Below are 19627 nucleotides of genomic sequence, written 5' to 3'. Positions count from 1 at the left end.
TAAATCATAAAGAAAAAACCCAGCAGTTGCTGGGTTTTAATGGATTAGAACGCTGTGCGTTTGTAACGGCGATACACTGGCTGCCAGAAAGAGGCGTCGATGGCCTCTTCGAGAGCTTCGTCAGTTATCTCAAGCGCCACACCTTGCTCAATCGCTTTTTTGGCGACAGCGAAGGCGATTTTCTTCGAGACAGAATGAATCGCTTCAAGTGGCGGTAACAGTGGGCCTTGACCATTGATCGCCAGCGGAGAGCAGGTCGCTAGTGCGCGGCTCGATTCCATCAGCATTTCATCTGTCACGCGTTTTGCTTGTACGGCCAGAACGCCCAAACCAATGCCCGGGAAGATATAGCTGTTATTACATTGGGCAATGGCGTAGGTCTTACCATCATGAGTGACTGGATCAAACGGACTGCCTGTGGCAACCAAGGCCTCACCGTTAGTCCAACGTATGATGTCATTCGGCGTGGCTTCTACTCGGCTGGTCGGGTTTGACAATGGGAAGATAATAGGGCGCGCGCAGTGAGCGTGCATCTCTTTGATTACTTCTTCGCTAAACAGACCTGGCGCACCAGAAACGCCCACTAGCACGGTTGGTTTGGCATTGCGCATCACATCAAGCAGTGAAAACCCATTGCTTTCTGCTTGCCAATCGGCGGTATTTTTGTGCTTTTGTACCAAGCGTTGTTGGAAGTCGAGTAGGTTAGGCATGCCCTCTTGCAGTAAGCCCCAACGATCGACCATAAAGACTTGTGAGCGAGCTTTGGCATCACTAATACCCTCAGACACCATTTGTGCAATGATCGCTTCTGCAATGCCGCAACCTGCTGAACCTGCACCAAGGAAGGCGACGCGTTGCTGTGATAATTTACTGCCTGCCGCCTGACATGCAGCCAGTAGCGAACCAACAGTAACAGCGGCGGTGCCCTGAATGTCATCGTTAAAGCAACAAACGCGGTCTTTATAGCGCTCAAGTAGTGGCATCGCGTTCTTTTGTGCGAAGTCTTCGAATTGGATCAGCGCCTCTGGCCAACGACGTTGAACGGCTTGCATGAACTCTTCGACAAAGGCATCGTATTCTGTGCCAGTAATGCGCGGATGACGCCAGCCCATGTACATTGGGTCAGCCAGACGCTGCGGGTTGTTGGTTCCCACATCAAGAACGATAGGCAAGGTATAAGCAGGGCTGATACCACCACAGGCAGTATAGAGGGCAAGCTTACCAATAGGGATACCCATACCACCGATACCTTGGTCGCCAAGGCCCAAAATACGTTCGCCGTCAGTGACCACGATGACTTTAACGTTGTGGTTCGAGGCATTGTTGAGGATATCATCGATGCGATCTCGGTTGGCGTAAGAGACAAACAGACCACGGCCACGACGATAGATGTTAGAGAAATTTTCACATGCCGCGCCAACCGTTGGCGTATAGATAATTGGCATCATCTCAGAAATATGATTTTGCACTAAACGGTAAAACAGAGTTTCGTTTGTGTCTTGAATATTGCGCAGGTAAATATGCTTGTCCATATCGTTTTCAAAGTTACGATATTGCAAATAAGCACGTTCTACCTGTTCCTGAATCGTTTCAGTATTTTCTGGTAGCAGACCTTCAAGGTTAAAAGAGCTTCTCTCTTGTGCGGAGAATGCGCTGCCTTTGTTGAGCAGAGGTGTACTCAGAAGTGCTGGGCCTGCATATGGGATATATAAAGGGCGTTTATCGTTATTCATTACATGCCTATAGTAGGGTTTCGGTCAACAGACCATCGGGAACAGGAACCTAAAAATGATAGGGATTCGTAGTCGTATTGTAAACTGAATATTCCTCCATTTTAACAAACTTTGCGTATATAATTTGCCGCTTCAACTCAATCTGCGTATTTGTCATGACACCTTTACCGATCGATATTCTCAAGCCTCAATTTGACCAACTCATTACTGATGATGATTTAATCATCGAAGCGGAAACTGGATCGGGAAAATCGACACGTCTGCCGTTATGGGCTGCTGAAAAAGGCAGAGTGTTGGTTATCGAACCAAGACGGATTGCTTGTACTTCATTGGCACAGTTTCTGGCGCAGCAATCAGGTCAACCAATAGGCAAGTCGATAGGCTACGCGATAAAACTCGACAACTGCTGTGATGAGCACACCCAAGTTGTCTTTGTTACTCCTGGGGTTGCTTTACGTTGGTATGCCGAAAACCGTTTGGCAGAATTTAGTCATGTCATTGTGGATGAATTTCATGAACGACGTTGGGATACCGACCTAATAGTCGCGCTGTTAAAAGGGCGCTCGTCACATCGATTGATCATTACCTCAGCGACGATTGAAGGTGAAAAGCTCGCTCACTACATTGGCGCGTCGCGTTTGCAAGCGCCGGGGCGCCAATTCGACGTTGAAATTGGCTATCGGGCAAAAGATGCCAAGCAGTTACCGGATAGCCGTTCTTTAGACCAACGGGTTGTTGGTGAAGTTGAAAATAGTCTGCATACTCCTGGCGATATTTTGGTCTTTCTGCCCGGGAAAAAAGAAATAAATCAGTGCATGAGCCGACTGGCAGCAATAGAAGAGATAGTCGCCGTTCCGTTGCATGCATCAATTACCGATCAGCAACGTGAAATCGCACTCAACCAACAAGACTATAAAAAAGTGGTACTGGCCACCAATGTGGCAGAGACCTCGTTAACCATTGCTAATATAAGTCTGGTGATTGACTCTGGGTTAGAACGAAGAACCGAGCAACGCAACGGAAGAACAACACTAAGTCTCAAGTCCATCTCTAAAGCCAGTGCTAAGCAGCGTTGCGGCCGCGCAGGACGAGTGATGAACGGCGTCTGTATCCGCTTATATGGTGAATTTGCAGCGTTATCAGAATCAACACCACCTGAGTTACACCGTGAAGCGCTCACTGAGGCGATGTTGGCGTCGGCTTGTTGTGGTTACTCATTGGATCAACTCGAATTTCTTGAACCACTACCGGCAAAGTCACTTTTGCAAGCGCAGCATATATTAACCGTAATGGGGGCGATTGATTCACACGGCATAGCAACCAATCACGGCCAGCGCCTTTATCCATTGCCCATTGATGCGCTTTACGCCGACTTAACCACTCGCATGCCAACTAAGGCACTGCAAGAGGCCATGGTTGATTTAACGGCGGTGCTAGCCACGCCAGCGACGTTATACCGACTCAATAATGATCAACAACAACGCCAACAATTGGATCAGCAAGAGCCATTAGGCTGTGATGCACAGCTAGCAATTGCCTTGCTGCGTGGTCAAACGTTTTCAGCACTCACTGTTGACCAAGAGGTGCTAAAAGAAGCGCGTTTACTTTCACAGCAAATGAGAGCGGCGTTTGAGTTACCTCAGTTGAGTGTTGCTTCTCGCTATCAGCATGCGCACTTGAGTGAAGCGATTGCAAAGTTGCACCCTGAATTGGTTTTTGTCCGCCGTGAAAAGCGTCGCGAAGCGTTTGGTAACGGTGAAATGGAGGTGCTGTTAGCTAGAGAAAGCCGACTGAAATCGGACCAAGAAGCGGTGTTGGTGTTAGATACTCACAGTGTGCCGGGTCGTGGCGTTAAACAGACTCTGAACCTTGCCACTATCACCGTCCCCTTAGCTTTCAGTCAACTGCAACATTTGGCCATCGGTGAGTGGCGGCAAGGCGATGTGATCCATCAAGATGATAAGATCTGGGTAGAGAGCGAGTTATATTATGCCGGTAGGGTGATTGCTACTTGCCAACAAGAAGCCAAAGGAGAGTTGGCGGTCACCCCCATTGTACAAGCGGTGCTGGCTAACGAACAATTTCCAGGCTTTGCCAAACAGCGCGGCCAAGAAATAGAGCATTGGAAACTCTATCTTGGTTTAGGATTGAGTGAGACACCACAAGAAGCTTGCGAGCTGACGTTTGAAACTTGGTTTACACAACAACTCTCGTTGCTTGAAATTAGTGATATCGAAGAGTTGGCGCTGTTTGAGCCACAAGATTTTGCGTTTAACGGTATTCCTGACTGGGAGTATGCCGAGTTTGCCCAAAGTTACCCGTTTGAGCTGTTGCTCGGTGATCTGAACTTAGATGTTGATTACCACATGGATAAGAAGTTGGTTCAGGTGGTTTATCGCGACGGGCTGAGAAAAGGCTACCCTAAACGCTGGGAGTTACCCAAGTGGCCAGGTTGGCGAATTCAGTTTAAAAAAGCCAGCAAAGTGATCGACATCCGCTGATGTGTACAGGGATATTATTCGATAAACAAAATATTACGCAACCGGTTACTTATATCTCTGAGATGTACATAGATTGTTACTTTATGGCGTTTTATATAGCTTTTTCAAACAAAGAATGGGTATAAAAGACCATTCTTTTATATCCTATTGCCATAAGGACGCGGATCTTGGATATTGGGTACATTGTGTTGCCGTTAACACGGGGGATGATATGGAACATCTGGGCAAGACAAGCGTTGTTTTTGACTATACTTCTTTTCTTGGCGCTTCATGCACTAAAAAATGGACGTTTTTAGAGGCAATGAGTACTTTTGCACCCATTTTTAGCTTGGCGTGGAAAAACACCATTAAAGAGTCGATAACGGTTGAAGATCGTTTGTGGCAACAGGCGATGAATAGCTTGTCTGCGAATCGCAGTGATGAGTCCAACATTCTCACTCTGCTTGAACTGGCAAAATTCGAAGGGGTGGAAGAGCTTAAGTTGGTGATGCCCTACGAGTTAGAGGATGAGCAAATAGAGCGGATGCGCCGTAAATCTGGCGTATCGATTCTGGCACTGACTCAAGATGAGCTCATGATTCGTTTTTAAACTGAAAAGATCTCGCAAGAGGTCTTTTTTTATTTTTGCTCGGATCAGATCATAGTTCTCAACTGTGGGGCAATAACTTGAAGCGCTTATGATCTATATTAAATGACATAACTACCTGACTCTTATCAGGGTATATGGATTGTACGAGGTTGTAATGGAAGTAAAGTACACACGTTTTATCACGCCATTTTTGCTCGCCTTCGCAGCATCGGCGACTGCCAATGGTGGTACAAATCAACTCAATTATGATTTTCTCTATGCAGATTTAAGTGCCGGTTCGCTTAATGAAAATTTAGGTGTGAATAACAATGTCACGGCGTTAGCGGTGGGGGGCAATTATCTACTCGCTGATAATGTGTTAGTGACACTCGATTACAGTGCACGCTTCATTCATCCTGAAGGCTTTACCACTGAGCTATACACATTATTGCCAGGTGTGGCTTATCGCTACCCTATTATTGACAAACTCGATCTGGTCGTCGGGGCTAGGTTAGGTTACTTGTGGGCGACACAAACTAAAGATGATACTCAGCAGAAATTATTTAGCGACAATGACTTTGTGCTGAGTGCGACCTTAGCATTGAAGTATGCCATTAATGAAAAGTGGGAGGTTGCCGCGCAAGGTGAAATCAACCATAGCGATTTCCTTGAAGAAAACGTCTTCCACTTTAGGGCGGATTACCAATTTGCCGAACGCTTTACTGTTGGTGGATTTTATACCCATCGTGATGGTGATTTTGAAACGACACGAATTAATGGTAACGCTTCAACTAACGAAGGGGGAGTATCACTTCGTTATCTTTTTTAGTCCCAGCATAGAAACCAAAAGAGCCAGCAATTAAATGCTGGCTCTTTTTAGTTAAATCAGCCGCGATTAAAGAACGGCTGCAATGCCTTTACATAGTGGTAGCATGTTGTTGCGCGTCATGCCTGCAACACTGATGCGACCCGAGCCGACAATGTAGATAGCAAATTCGTCTTTTAAGCGGTTGACCTGCTCTTTACTTAGACCAGAGAAAGAGAACATGCCATTTTGGCGCTCAATAAAGCTAAAATCAGCGTCAACGCCTTGCTCTTTTAACGTCGTAACGAAGAGTTCGCGCATCGCTTGAATACGGTCACGCATCTCTTTCACTTCCTGTTCCCATTCAGCGCGCAAGGCTGGATTGTTAAGGATATGAGTAACAACAGCGCTGCCGTGTGCTGGTGGGTTTGAGTAGATAGAACGAATGATCGCTTTCACTTGTGAAAATGCGGTCGTTGCGACGTCAGCAGACTCAGCCACCAAGGTAAATGCACCCACACGTTCATTGTAGAGGCCAAAGTTCTTCGAGAATGAACTCGCGACGAGAATCTCTTTATTGTACTTGGCGAAAATACGCAGACCAGCGGCATCTTCTTCGACACCTTTAGCAAAGCCTTGGTATGCGAAGTCGAAAAGTGGCAGTAGTTTTTTATCGGCGATCAGTTTTGCTAATGTTTCCCACTCTTCAGCGGTTGGGTCGATGCCCGTAGGGTTATGACAGCAGCCGTGCAACAGAACGATATCGCCTGCTGCCGCTTTATCGAGATCCGCGAGCATTGCCGAGAAATCTTTGTCTTGAGTGTCTGCGTTGTAGTAGCTGTATTGCGCAGTTTCGATGCCTGCAGCAGTGAAGACACCGTTGTGGTTTGCCCACGTTGGGTTACTGATCCAAATTTTCACATCGCCAAGTTGGCGTTTGATGAATTCGCCTGCAACGCGCAGCGCACCTGTACCGCCTGGAGCTTGCGCTGTTTTAGCACGGTTGGCGCTGACGATTTCAGCGTCTGCACCGAACAGGAGTTTTTGTACGGCGAGGCCGTATTCGGCTGTCCCTTCGATGGTTAGGTATGACTTGGTTTTCTCAGTTTCTACCAGTGCCGTTTCTGCTTTTTTCACCGTCGCAAGAACGGGGGTTTCACCTTGTTCATTTTTGTAAATACCAACACCAAGGTTGATTTTTTCTGCGCGCGGATCTTTTTTAAATTCTTCAGTCAGGCCGAGGATAGGGTCAGCCGGAGCAGCAACTACTTTTTCAAACATAATCGTCATCCATGTTAATCGAAGGGAGGATAGTAAATAACTTGGTTATTTATACCTTTCTAAGATGAACGAAACAACCGCAAAGCAAAGAAAAATCTAAAAATAGCAGCATTTTATAGCCACACTTCTCTTAACATGGATTTCTATATAAAAAGTCCCGCTATCAAACCGAGTAGCGAGACTTTATCTGTCTTGATGATGTTATTTTAATCAGACACTAGCTGGGCATGACGCCTTCTTCTAATGCGTTCTCACTGGCTTCCATGCTGCGATATTTGTCCGCAATGGCGACGAACTGCTGTTCAATAGCTAAAAAGGCTTCGACAACTTGAGGGTCGAAATGGTTACCGTTGCCCTGCAAAATAATCGATTTGGCTTTATCGTGGCTAAACGCTTTTTTATAGACGCGTTCAGAGATGAGTGCGTCATAAACATCTGCTAATGCCATCAATCGTCCTGAAAGTGGGATTTCTTGCTCTTTTAGTTGGTTTGGATAACCGGAACCATCCCACTTTTCATGGTGAGTAAGCGAAATTTCTTTGGCCAGCTGTAAGAAAGAGTTACTCCCTAACTGGCCTTCTGCCATGGATAACGCCTTAGCACCAATTTCAGGGTGTCCTTTCATGATTTCAAACTCATCGTCAGTCAGTTTACCTGGCTTGAGTAAGATATTGTCGGGGATACCAACTTTACCCACATCGTGAAGTGGGGCGGATTTATAAAGTAGCTCAATATAGTTGTCAGTCAGCAAGTCTTTATAGCATTCAAACTGAGACAAGTGCATTGCCAGAGCGCGGACATACTCCTGTGTACGCAGGATATGCGCACCGGTTTCGTTATCTCTTGATTCTGCGAGCGCAGAAAGGCTGACAATAGCGACATCTCGAGTGGTTTTTACCTCATCTTGAGAGGATTCAAGACTGTCGAGCATTTGGTTTGTTAACGACGCCACCGAGCCCAACTCATTATGTTCAAAGATTGGCAGGCGCTTAGAAATGTTGCCCTGTGTGACTTCCATTAGAGAACTTTCGTGAGAGAGTAAAACACGATGCATTAATTTGCTCCACTGGACCATAATCGCGATGACATAGCCCCCTAACACCAAGGCGATATAAAGGAACTCTTTAATGACACTTATCTTGCCACTGCCATCTAGAATACGTTGTGGATTGTGCTCAAGCCAAAAAATGTCTTTGACTGCTACCATGGTTAACATTGTTGTCAGAGTGAACAGTAACAGGCTGATCAGCAATATCATCTGTTTTACCAACGATTGGCGTTGGCCGCTGAGTTCAAATTGCGCACGCTGCTGTTTATCTAATCCATCAAAGGTGGCGATTTTTGAGTCGAGTTGCAAAAGCAGGCCAGTAAAGAAACCAAACAAGGTCATACCGAACAGGACTTTAAGATTACTGTCTAGGGTGAAGTCGTAGTGAAGGTTATAGAAAGCGGCGAGTATCAAACTGGCAAAAAACATCAATGTCGTGTCTAAACGCGCTTGTCGCTGTTGAGTCACTAAACTATGGTCGCGGAGTAGAAAGTGACGTATTAAAAATACCACGCCAAACGTTAAGGTAATGTGGCTGAACAATTGGGTAAAAGAGAGGGTTTCTAGCATTGGACACACTCGTCCAGCATAGATACCAAACACCACACCAGCTAATACATAGAGTTTGAGAGTTAATGGTGCATTATAAGGGGAATGTGTCATATCGAAGCCTATATTCTATGATGCATTGCGAGTTCAGGTTAGCAACGCAGAAAGAAAGTCGAGTAATCATCCATCTACTCAATACAAGACCGTTGATAGTATCGATTTATTGCATTTATTGATATGTTTTTGCAACTTAAGTGCTAAAGCTATAAAGCCAAAGCAAGTAGCGTTCGCACACCTTAAGAGGTGTGCGACAGGCAATTATTTTTTTAAATCGAGTTGAGATTCGACAGCATTCGCTTCAATGTCTGGGTTTTTATTTAGTTTGTCTGCTGCCCACTGATTGAGATGAGACAAAATGGCGGTAACGGCGTGTTTTTCATTAGCCGTTTCGCCAGCACTGACATCAAGCGCTTGCTTAGGGTGAGAGCCCATGGCATCTTCAGCAATATGGAGCCAGTCAGGGTGCCAGTAGTATGGCTGACCACTTGGTGCGATCCAACTGTGTACGCCGTTAGTTTCGCCTTTGTACTCGATGTGCGAGGAATCGTATTTTTTCATTATCATCTTGTCCCTAATGTAAGGTTGTTTTGATCACTTTAACCTGATAAATGTAACAAACTCGTCAAGTATTAATGTGATTTGCTTCAATAAATCGAGTTCGCCTAACACAATCACTTTTTGTGTTGTTGATTGGAGGCCGAGTTTGACTTGCTTGTGGTAAGCTGGCGCAGTGAAGCTGAGGAAGTTATGAACCGTTATCAACAGTTGGCCCAGACAATCCAAGTGCAAATCGAGCAGCAGGTATGGCGTCCAGGTGACAAAATACTTTCCATTCGTGCCGCGAGTAAAAGTTATGCAGTGAGTGCCGCGACCGTATTGCAAGCTTATCAGCGATTAGAGAGCGAAGGTTGGCTGATCGCGAAACCGCAATCGGGGTATTTCGTTGCATCGAGGCTTGCACATCATCATGCGAAGCCAGCTTTACCTACCACAGTAACGTCGTATCACGATCAATTGTATGACTATCTAAAAGACAGTAATCAAGCTAGCATCGCGCTTGGGGCCGCTTTTCCTTCACCCGATTTGTTTCCATTGGCACTGCTCAATCGTCATTTGGCAAGTGCAGGGCGCAAGCTTCCTGTTGAAAGTGTGTTGCATAGTATGCCTCCGGGAAATGAATCTCTACGCCGTAGCATAGCCCAGCGCTACCTAGCTAATGGCCTCACCGTTTTGCATCAAGATATTGTGATTACCTCGGGAGCGATGGAAGCACTTAACCTCAGTCTAGCCACGTTATGTAAGGCTGGTGATACTGTGGTGATTGAGTCGCCAGCATTTTATGGTGCACGACAAGCCGTCGAGAGACTGGGCCTAAACGCGATTGAGGTGCCGGTTGATCCTCAGTCTGGTCTCTGTCTTGCTTCCTTCGAGCGAGCGCTGCAATCTCAACCCGTCACAGCGTGCTGGTTAATGTCACGTTTTCAAAACCCAACAGGTGCTTGTTTAAGCGATGCAGGAAAACAGCGAGTGGTGGAGCTGGCCAATCAATACCATGTTGCGATTATTGAAGATGATGTTTACGCTGAACTTGGATTTGCTGCGACTTCGCTAAAACCATTCAAATATTATGACAAGCAGGATAGGGTGCTGCTGTGCGGCTCATTGTCGAAATCGCTTTGTCCTGGTTACCGTATCGGTTGGGTGGTCAATCAAGGTTTCAATGGCCAACTACAGAAACAGCAAATGCTATCAACACTGTCGGGTAGCGCTCCGGTACAACAAGGTATCGCGCATTATCTGCAACATGAAAGCTACGATAACCACTTGCGCAAATTACGTAAGACGTTGCAACAGCGTCAGGCTGATACCATCGCGATGATTAGACAATATTTCCCTGCTGATATCACCTTGCATAGTGCCGAGGGCGGCTACTTTGTGTGGCTAGAATTGGCTGACGATATTGACTGTTATTCAGTCTACACTCAGGCATTGGCCGATGGAATTTCTATTGCATATGGTGGTCTGTTTGCTAGCAAGCCCCAATACCGTCACTGCATGAGATTAAATGTGTCGTTAGCACCGAGTGAACAACTTGAGCAGGCTCTAAGACGAATAGGATTATTATTACGTCAGCAAGCAACTGCTTAGTCATTTTTCCGTTTAACTGTACCGTAACAGAATGTAGCTTGCGTGATTAAATAGCGTCATTGGAATCAATGAGGTACAAGTATGCAAGCAACGAGGAAGTCAACACGTGAATCTCGCCTGATCATCATTGCGGTTATTTGCGCAGCACTCTTAGTGTTTGGTCATGTTATTTTAGCGAAAGGGTTTGCTGAATTAATCTGGACAGAGTACACCGCGGCAGCGATCCCTTTCATTATGTTCGGGCTTTGCTTATACAGCATCCGTTACGCTGCAAAAGGGCCAGATGACAAGCAATAATGGGTGTTTTGTTTAATCATTTAGGTAAGAGGCATCAACAACAAATATGCTGAAACTAGCTGATTACACATCGGTTCTCTAATAGCGATAGACACAAAAAAGCCTTCACAATATGAAGGCTTTTTTACACTATAACCTAACGTTGTGCGCCAAGTTAGAAGTTAGCTGAGCGTGGCGTACGTGGGAAAGGAATCACATCACGAACATTGCCCATACCTGTGACATAAGACACAAGGCGTTCAAAACCTAAACCAAAACCGGCGTGCGGCACTGTGCCGTAACGGCGAAGATCGCGGTACCAGTTCATGTGTTCAGGATCGATACCGACTTCACGCATACGTGCATCGAGAACGTCCAGACGCTCTTCACGCTGAGAACCACCAATGATTTCACCGATACCCGGTGCAAGGACATCCATTGCAGCTACAGTTTTGCCGTCTTCATTGAGACGCATGTAGAACGCTTTGATGTCTTTCGGGTAGTTCTTAACGATAACCGGCGCTTTGAAATGCTCTTCTGCAAGGAAGCGCTCGTGCTCAGAAGACATGTCGATACCCCATTCAACAGGGAACTCAAACTCACGACCTGATTCAATCAAGATTTGAATCGCGTCAGTGTAGTCAACTTGGGCAAAGTCAGATGAAACAAACTGCTCAAGGCGTGTAATGGCCTCTTTATCGATACGTTGTGCAAAGAACTCAAGATCATCGCGGCACTCATCAAGTACGGCTTTAAACACATACTTAAGCATATCTTCAGACAATTTAGCCACATCGTCGAGATCAGCGAACGCAACTTCTGGTTCAACCATCCAGAATTCCGCTAGGTGGCGACTGGTGTTTGAGTTTTCAGCGCGGAAAGTAGGTCCAAAAGTGTAAACTTTGCTTAGCGCACAAGCGTAGGCTTCTGCGTTTAGCTGACCTGATACGGTTAGGAACGTCTCTTTACCGAAGAAATCTTCGTTGTAATCGACATTGCCTTGCTCTGTACGAGGTAGGTTTTCCATGTCTAGCGTTGATACGCGGAACATTTCACCAGCACCTTCAGCATCAGACGCGGTGATAAGTGGTGCTGACACCCAGAAATAACCTTGTTCGTGGTAGAAGCGGTGAATCGCTTGTGAAAGACAGTTACGAACACGCGCTACTGCACCGATCACGTTTGTACGTGGACGTAGGTGTGCAACTTCGCGAAGGTATTCAATTGAGTGACGAGTTTTCGCCATTGGGTAAGTTTCTGCATCCTCAACCCAACCGACTACTTTTACATCAGTAGCCGCTAACTCAAAATCTTGGCCCTTCGCAGGAGACGCAACAATCTTACCTGTTACTTCAACAGAGCAGCCAGTGGTTAGCTTGAGTACTTCGTTATCGTAATTATTCAGATTATTAGGGACCACGGCCTGAATCGGGTCGAAACAAGAGCCGTCATAAATGGCGAGAAAAGAGATTCCAGCTTTGGAATCACGACGTGAACGGATCCAGCCACGAACAGTCACTTCACTGTCTACTGCTAGCTGACCTTTCAAAACGTCTGATACAGGCGCGTAAGTCATGTTGTAAATATTCCCCATTGAGATGAAAATTCAACCCAATGTGACATTAGTTTACGAATAAATAATGAACAAACATTGGGTTGGATAGAATTCTAGTACTTCAATGAGACATATTACCTTTCAATTACTAAGCTTCAACCTTTATTGTCGTTTAGTCGGACAAAAATAGCCGATAAAGGGTTATTTTTTGGTTGAAAGGGTGAATTGATCAAGCAGAGCCTCCAAATGTTCGGAAAGTTGCTCAAGATTCATACTGATATTATGAGTTTGAGCCGCGGACTCGCTAGTTTGGTTGGCATGTTTGGTAATGATCTGCACTTTACCTTGTACCTCCTGACTGATGGCCGCGGACGTATTGGTTTGCTGTTCGATACTGTTGGCGTGTGACAATGCTTGTTGCATCTCTTTTACTACTCCCGACATCGCTTGTGAAAGCTGCTCAATTTCTGTCGAACGCTGGTGGGCAGTACTACATACACTGTCAACAGAGTTCAACGAGGTTTGGCTGTCATGTTGGAACTGAGAAATAATGGTTTCGATGCTACTGGTGGCCTCTGCGGTGCGACTAGCGAGATTACGTACTTCATCGGCCACGACCGCAAAGCCGCGCCCTTGTTCGCCCGCGCGCGCCGCTTCGATCGCAGCGTTGAGTGCCAGTAAATTGGTTTGTTCAGCAACGCCTTTAATCACTTCAAGAATACTTGATACTTCAGAAGTTTGATTATTGAGGGAAACGATACTGTCTTTGACGTGTTCAATATCATCGACCAAGGATTTTATATCATGGCTGGCGTTGTGTGCTTGCCCAGCACTTTGATTGGCAATGGTAGTGGTATGGGTGATCAAAGAAGAGGCGTCTTTGGTGGCTTGCTCGACTTGAACCTGCTGCGCTTGCATGTTTTCGATGTGGTCTTGAACGTCTGAAGTTTCGCGTTGCTGATTGTCGGCGGCAGAGTCAGTCATCTGAGCCACCTGAGTCAGTTCAGTCGCGCTAACCGCTACTTTATGCGAGGTGGTTTGAACTTGTTCAAGACTGTCGTTCACTGTATCCATAAACGAGTTAATGGCGCCAGAAAGCTGGCCGATTTCGTCTTTTTGCGTAGCGTCTAAGCGTTGGGTTAAATCTTTTGTTGCGCTCAAGCTTTGCATAAACCCGGATGTCTTTTGAATCGGGCGAACAATTATCTTACGAATCAGTGCCATAGTAATAAGGAAGCCGACGAAACCAAACGCAGACATGATTGCTAAAGCGATAAACGCTCGTTGACTGATTAATTGATTAACATGAGAAAGGTTGTACTCAAGTCGAATCGCGCCCAATACTTCACCTTCTGCGGCCATATGGCAGGCCACGCAGTTAGTTCCGCGGTAGTTTTCACTAGACTTCATCGGCAAAGCAACCACAATCCCTTTACCCCAATCGGCAGAAATTGGCTCAATCACCAATTCGCCCGCCAACGCACGTTGGTCTATTTCATCAGTTGGAACTTGATTGTCCTGACCCGGACCGTACAGTTTGCTGACGGCATCGGCACGCAAGACTTTGACTTGCTCGATACCGTCTTGTGCCAGTGCTTTCTGGCGCAATGTCTCTTTTTGAGCCATGGTTCCGGTTAGCATCATCATATTTAAGCTATCGAAATAATTGCTCGCTTTGTCGTGCAATTGTTCACTTAAAACGGAGTTGATAAGTTCACGTTGTTGGAGGTATTGGTAGGTTGTTGATGCGACCAATACCAGTCCGAACACGGTCAAAAGGGTGATAAGCAACTTGGTTGTAATTGTTAAGCGCATGATAGACTTATTATTTAGAATTATTGGAATGAACTTAAAAGATCTTGTCTTATCTACTAGCAGAAAAAAAGATAGCGAACTTTATACTGTGACCTTACTCTCCTCAAGGGTATTGTAAATGTGATGTAAGCGTAATGTAATCAAAAAATTGACGCGGTAACGTGAAATTGACGTGCTAGGGGCAGGGTATCGTTTAATCGCAGAATAAGTGGCCGAATGTCGAGAGCAAAGCTTGTCTCACTTGTCGTTATTCCTTAGTATTGCGTCTGTTTTGACAAGCCTGAGATCTAAGATGAAAACAGAATTATACAAAGAGTTTATGTTTGAAGCGGCGCACCATCTTCCGCATGTTCCGGAAGGCCATAAATGTGGTCGTCTCCATGGGCACTCTTTTTTAGTTCGCCTTTATGTTGAAGGTGAGGTGGATCCACATACAGGCTGGGTGATCGACTTTTCTGAGATTAAAGTCGCCTTTAAACCGATTTACGACCGACTTGATCATTATTACCTAAATGATATTAAAGGGTTAGAAAACCCAACTAGCGAAGTCCTTGCTAAATGGATTTGGAATGAGCTGAAACCAAGCTTGCCACTCCTGAGCAAAATCGAAATCAAAGAAACCTGTACCGCAGGTTGTATCTATAAAGGCGAAGCCTAACGGTTAATCGAAAAGCGAAGCACAGACTTCGCTTTTTTATTACCATTAACTGCCTGAACTTTAGTCACTTGACTGCTCGTCCGTTGCAATCGTTTGTTTTGACGATAAGATAAAAATATCTCGATGTGAGATGACATAGAGCATGAAGCGCTATTATTTCAGCCAGCGGATGGTTGTTTGTTAGGATACCAAAGTGATTTTCAAAATAACGACACCGATAATAGAGCCGACAGAAGGATCACCCCATCGCGCGGTTTTCATTTGCCAATATTCCTTATCATCACTGCTTTCCCCACTTTGCCGCAGCCCCTATTTAAAGTCCTATTCATTTTCTCGCTTTAGCGCCTTGTATTGATCATTGCATTCTATACCCGTGCTCAAAATACCCACATACAGTCAAAAATAATTAATTATTTCGGTTTTACAAAAAATGAATACAAAACTATTGGGCAGTGCGCTCATTGTTTCGGGGACCGCTCTTGGTGCCGGTATGCTAGCTATACCTATGGTATTAGCTCAATTTGGCTTGGCTTATGGCTCCTTGTTAATGGCCTTTATATGGTTTGGTACCACTTATGCCGCGTTGTTGTTACTTGAAGCGACCATCAAATCAGATGGTGGCATTGGGCTTAATTCGATCGCGAGAAAACTGTTGGGCCGAAGCGGCCAATGGCTAAGTAACAGCCTGCTGTATGCGCTGCTTATCTGTCTGCTAATGGCTTATATTCTGGGTGCTGCCGATTTGTTAGCACAATTATTATCCAGCGTTGGCCTAACTCTGAGTCAGGTTGAAAGCCAAGTAATGTTTACCTTAGCGGCAGGTGCAATCGTTACCTGTGGTACGGGCGTGATTGACAAGCTTAATCGCGTGCTGTTTATGGTGATGATCTTGTGTTTAGTTTTAACACTCGGCGCGCTTTTACCACAGTTTTCTTTTACTGCGTTACAGCAGGTGAGTAATCACGATCACTTTAGTTTAATCGAAACCAGTTCGGTGCTATTCACCAGTTTTGGTTTTATGGTCGTTATCCCAAGCTTGGTGACATACAACAATGAAGCGACCGACAAACAGCTAAGAAACATGATCATACTTGGCTCAATTATTCCCTTAGTTTGTTACTTGTGTTGGTTGTTTGCCGTGGTAGGGAGCTTGCCAGCACAGCAATTGAAACAGTTTACTAATGTGTCTGAATTGATGAGCGTTTTTCAGCAGCAAACCCCATGGATAGGGAACGTATTGTCACTGTTTATTGGCTTGGCGTTACTGACATCATTTTTTGGTGTGGCGATGGCTTTGTTTCATCAAAACAGTGATGCGCTGGGTAGTAATCGCACGCTGATTTACGTGGTTACCTTTATATTGCCATTGCTTGGTGCGATAGGGGCAGCGGATAAGTTTTTGTCAGTACTGGCTTATGCGGGGATTATTCTCGTGTTGTTAGCCGTTGGCATGCCGTTAATCATGGTGATAAAAGCACGCCGAGCAGAGATCATGTCGCAACGATATCGAGCTGAAGGTGGTACGTCCATGCTGATCTTTAGTTTATTGTTTGGCGTGTTTCTTATTACCTCACAGCTGTTGTGATGCAATAAAAGAGCTGCGGTTGATCATATCTTGAATAGGGTAAACCGCAACGGAAAATGGGTAGGATTTCATGTTTGATATCTGGTAACAATCCATAAAAAAGCCCGAACAAATGTTCGGGCTTTTTAGATTATACAAGGCGGGTATTTAGCAAATAACTTTGATTGCTAAGCCACCTTGAGAAGTCTCACGGTATTTTGCGTTCATATCTTTACCTGTCTCTAGCATGGTCTCGATAACCTTATCTAGAGAAACGGTTGGAGCAGAAGAACGACGTAGCGCCATACGAGTCGAGTTGATCGCTTTCACAGCAGCAATGCCGTTACGTTCGATACAAGGTACCTGAACTTGGCCAGCAACAGGGTCACACGTTAGACCTAGGTTGTGCTCCATGGCAATTTCTGCTGCCATGCAGACTTGCTCAGGGCTACCACCCATAAGCTCTGCAAGACCAGCCGCAGCCATCGAACACGCAACACCCACTTCGCCTTGGCAACCTACTTCAGCGCCTGAAATGGATGCGTTACGCTTGTACAGACCACCAATCGCGCCAGAAGCAGCAAAGTAGCGGATGTAATCTTTTTCAGTAACCGTCTGAATGAACTTGTCATAGTAAGCCAGTACCGCAGGGATGATGCCACACGCACCGTTGGTTGGTGCTGTCACAACACGACCGCCTGCTGCGTTCTCTTCGTTAACAGCAAAAGCAAACATGTTTACCCAGTCAACCACAGTCATAGGATCGTTGGTGGTTTTCTCTGAAGTAATCAGTTGCTGGCGTAGCGCTGCTGCACGACGCGGCACACGTAGGGGACCTGGCAAAATACCTTCGGTATTCATACCGCGTTCCATACACTCGCGCATGGTTTTCCAAATCTTGGCAAAATAAGTATGTGATTCTTCTTCAGTATGTAGTGCAGCTTGGTTCTTCATCACCAAGGTACTGATAGAAAGGCCACTCTCCTTACATTGCTTCATTAGCTCTTCAGCGCTGGTGAATTCGTAAGGTGCTTTAACTGGATTTTGTTCTTCTTTACCGAAGTTTTCTTCATCAACGATGAAACCACCGCCGATAGAGTAATAAGTCTTTGAGTACGCTTTTTCGTCATCGACCCACGCGTGGATCTGCATGCCGTTTTCGTGTAGTTCAAGGTTGGTAGTATGGAAGTTCATACCACCTTCTTTCGGGAACGATACTGTGTGACAGTGCATGCCAACAGGAAGGCGCTCAGTTTCTTCTACGCGAGCAATAAAGCCCGGAATAGAGTCGATATCAACTTTCTCTGGCGTATTACCAGCAAGACCCATAATGATGGCGATATCGGTGTGGTGACCTTTCCCTGTCAGTGATAGTGATCCATAGACGTCCACGGTAATTTTAGTGATGTCGCGCAATTTTCCCATTGAACGTAAATCATCAATAAATTCTTTACCCGCTTTCATTGGGCCTACAGTGTGTGAGCTTGAAGGACCAACGCCGATCTTATAGATGTCAAAAACACTAATCATATCGATTACCTCAAAACTAAGCCTCCCAAGGGTTGGGAGGCTTATTATTATCGTTATATTTTTGGCTTAATCAGACTGTGTAAAGTCTTAAGATTAAAGAGCGCCGTAGATTACAGAACTAATTGCAGCAAGACCACAGATAGTTGTGAAAATCTGTACGGGTGCAGAAGTTTTGTACTTCGCCATCGCTGGCACTTTATGCATTGCGAATACAGGCATTAGGAACAAGATACCCGCGATCATTGGTGCGCCCATTGTTTCAATCATACCTAGGATACTTGGGTTAACGATAGCTACGATCCAAGTAGTAATGACGATGAACAGCAGTGACACTTTTTCAATTTTGTTGACTGATGCGCTAGAGCGAGACTTAACTAAACCAACCAAACCTTCGTGAGCGCCTAGGAAGTGACCAAAGTAGCTAGAAGTGATTGCTGCGAATGCAACCAAAGGACCCATGTAAGAGATCAGCGGTGATTCGTGAACGTTAGCAAGGTAAGAAAGCACTGAGATGTTTTGCTCTTGCGCCATAGCAAGTTGCTCTGGAGACAGTGAAAGTACTACAGAGAAAACGAAGAACATTACGAAGCCCATCAGCATCATTGCTGCGCCGCCCGTGATCGCGTCGGTTTTCTTCACTGCGTCATCACCGTATACACGACGTTGCTCTTTAGAGAACTGTGAGATGATTGGGCTGTGGTTGAAAGAGAACACGATGATTGGGATTGCTAACCAAACGATAGATGGCATTGCAGACCAATCCGGTGCGACAGAAACCATTGAGCTGTTCCAGTCTGGGATAAGGAAGAAAGATAGCGCAAGCAAGATAGCGACAAGTGGGTAAACCATCGCTGACGTTGCTTTTAGCATCAATTCTTTACCAAATACCACGCCCGCTGTCATGGCCGTGATAAGTGCACCAGACAGTAACCAGCGTGGAATAGATTCCATACCGACTTGGTTAACCAAGAAAGAGTCAACCGTGTTGGTGATACCAACGCCGTAGATAAGAACGATTGGGTAGATAGCGAAGAAGTAAGCGAAAGTAATAAGGTTTGCGCCAGTCTTACCAAAATGTTCTTCAACAGTGTCCGTAATGTCAGCTTCAGGGTTTTTCGCAGAAAGCACGAAACGAGCAAGAGATTTATGCGCAAACCAAGTCATTGGTGCTGCGATTAGAGCAAGGATAACTAATGGCCAAAAACCACCAGCACCTGCTTTGATTGGTAGGAAAAGTACGCCAGCGCCGACCGCAGTACCAAAAAGCGACAGACACCAGGTGAAGTCCTTGTAATTAAATTTACTAGACGATTGTGTGGCAGAAGCCACTGTATTAGCAGTATTCATTTTGTGATACTCATTTTTGGGAACAGGAAATAAGTCGGGTGCAATTCTGCAGAATTTCTTTACATGAAAAGTAGATCTAAGTCATGAATTGATAAGAGTTATAATAGGATATGTCAAAAATAGGTTTTTGCTCACGAAAATGATGTGCTACTAGTGATTTATGCTAATACGTAGCATTAGAAAAACTAA

Annotated in this window: 15 protein-coding genes; 7 read left to right on the top strand and 8 right to left on the bottom strand. The window is 45.4% G+C overall.

What is annotated here, in order from left to right; genetic code table 11:
- Positions 1–44: 44 nt before the first annotated feature.
- Positions 45–1733 (bottom strand): NAD-dependent malic enzyme, encoded by a 1689-nt coding sequence (locus ViNHUV68_RS08280; protein ID WP_038172509.1) that lies wholly within the window; start codon positions 1731–1733, stop codon positions 45–47.
- A gap of 155 nt (positions 1734–1888) precedes the next feature.
- Between ViNHUV68_RS08280 and ViNHUV68_RS08275 the strand changes: the two genes are divergently transcribed.
- The 3 genes from ViNHUV68_RS08275 (at position 1889) to ViNHUV68_RS08265 (ending at position 5631) form a co-directional block, all read left to right on the top strand.
- Entirely contained in the window at positions 1889–4234 is a 2346-nt protein-coding gene (locus ViNHUV68_RS08275) for a helicase-related protein (protein ID WP_391087256.1), read from the top strand.
- Positions 4235–4445: 211 nt separating this feature from the next.
- Positions 4446–4823: a hypothetical protein gene (locus ViNHUV68_RS08270; RefSeq protein WP_038172506.1), complete on the top strand. Its 378-nt coding sequence runs from the start codon at positions 4446–4448 to the stop codon at positions 4821–4823.
- A 154-nt stretch (positions 4824–4977) separates the two neighbouring features.
- Positions 4978–5631 carry an outer membrane beta-barrel protein gene (locus tag ViNHUV68_RS08265; protein WP_038172504.1) on the top strand — a complete coding sequence of 218 codons (654 nt, stop codon included), beginning with the start codon at positions 4978–4980 and terminating at the stop codon, positions 5629–5631.
- A 66-nt stretch (positions 5632–5697) separates the two neighbouring features.
- On the opposite strand, the gene ViNHUV68_RS08260 is transcribed toward ViNHUV68_RS08265, so the two are convergent.
- The 3 genes from ViNHUV68_RS08260 to ViNHUV68_RS08250 form a co-directional block, all read right to left on the bottom strand.
- Positions 5698–6888, bottom strand: coding sequence for an aromatic amino acid transaminase (locus ViNHUV68_RS08260; RefSeq protein WP_391087253.1), 1191 nt, complete (start codon positions 6886–6888; stop codon positions 5698–5700).
- 217 nt (positions 6889–7105) lie between these two features.
- Entirely contained in the window at positions 7106–8599 is a 1494-nt protein-coding gene (locus ViNHUV68_RS08255; RefSeq protein WP_391087250.1) for an HD domain-containing phosphohydrolase, read from the bottom strand.
- 204 nt (positions 8600–8803) lie between these two features.
- The gene (locus tag ViNHUV68_RS08250; protein WP_038172497.1) at positions 8804–9103 is read right to left on the bottom strand and encodes a hypothetical protein; all 300 of its coding nucleotides are present in this window, start codon (positions 9101–9103) and stop codon (positions 8804–8806) included.
- 189 nt (positions 9104–9292) lie between these two features.
- Here ViNHUV68_RS08250 and ViNHUV68_RS08245 point away from each other — a divergent pair, with 189 nt between their 5' ends.
- Both ViNHUV68_RS08245 and ViNHUV68_RS08240 read left to right on the top strand, forming a co-directional pair.
- Positions 9293–10693 carry an aminotransferase class I/II-fold pyridoxal phosphate-dependent enzyme gene (locus tag ViNHUV68_RS08245; RefSeq protein WP_391087247.1) on the top strand — a complete coding sequence of 467 codons (1401 nt, stop codon included), beginning with the start codon at positions 9293–9295 and terminating at the stop codon, positions 10691–10693.
- An 81-nt stretch (positions 10694–10774) separates the two neighbouring features.
- The gene (locus ViNHUV68_RS08240; protein ID WP_391087244.1) at positions 10775–10990 is read left to right on the top strand and encodes a hypothetical protein; all 216 of its coding nucleotides are present in this window, start codon (positions 10775–10777) and stop codon (positions 10988–10990) included.
- Positions 10991–11144: 154 nt separating this feature from the next.
- On the opposite strand, the gene asnS is transcribed toward ViNHUV68_RS08240, so the two are convergent.
- Positions 11145–12545 carry an asparagine--tRNA ligase gene (gene asnS, locus ViNHUV68_RS08235; protein WP_391087241.1) on the bottom strand — a complete coding sequence of 467 codons (1401 nt, stop codon included), beginning with the start codon at positions 12543–12545 and terminating at the stop codon, positions 11145–11147.
- A gap of 180 nt (positions 12546–12725) precedes the next feature.
- Entirely contained in the window at positions 12726–14339 is a 1614-nt protein-coding gene (locus tag ViNHUV68_RS08230; protein WP_038172493.1) for a methyl-accepting chemotaxis protein, read from the bottom strand.
- Positions 14340–14631: 292 nt separating this feature from the next.
- Here ViNHUV68_RS08230 and queD point away from each other — a divergent pair, with 292 nt between their 5' ends.
- Both queD and ViNHUV68_RS08220 read left to right on the top strand, forming a co-directional pair.
- Positions 14632–14997, top strand: a complete 366-nt coding sequence (queD, locus tag ViNHUV68_RS08225) for a 6-carboxytetrahydropterin synthase QueD (RefSeq protein ID WP_038172492.1) — start codon at positions 14632–14634, stop codon at positions 14995–14997.
- A 430-nt stretch (positions 14998–15427) separates the two neighbouring features.
- A complete protein-coding gene (locus tag ViNHUV68_RS08220) occupies positions 15428–16582 on the top strand; it encodes an aromatic amino acid transport family protein (RefSeq protein ID WP_391087237.1) in 1155 nt (384 codons plus the stop codon).
- Between the two features lie 147 nt (positions 16583–16729).
- On the opposite strand, the gene ViNHUV68_RS08215 is transcribed toward ViNHUV68_RS08220, so the two are convergent.
- Together ViNHUV68_RS08215 and ViNHUV68_RS08210 are read right to left on the bottom strand one after the other, a co-directional pair.
- Positions 16730–18091 carry an L-serine ammonia-lyase gene (locus ViNHUV68_RS08215; RefSeq protein WP_038172486.1) on the bottom strand — a complete coding sequence of 454 codons (1362 nt, stop codon included), beginning with the start codon at positions 18089–18091 and terminating at the stop codon, positions 16730–16732.
- A gap of 93 nt (positions 18092–18184) precedes the next feature.
- Positions 18185–19438: an aromatic amino acid transport family protein gene (locus ViNHUV68_RS08210; RefSeq protein ID WP_391087234.1), complete on the bottom strand. Its 1254-nt coding sequence runs from the start codon at positions 19436–19438 to the stop codon at positions 18185–18187.
- Positions 19439–19627 lie beyond the last annotated feature (189 nt).

Origin of the sequence: Vibrio sp. NH-UV-68, assembly GCF_042940635.1 — a bacterium.
Taxonomy (GTDB): domain Bacteria; phylum Pseudomonadota; class Gammaproteobacteria; order Enterobacterales; family Vibrionaceae; genus Vibrio; species Vibrio pacinii.
This window is presented reverse-complemented; position numbering and strand designations above follow the sequence as displayed.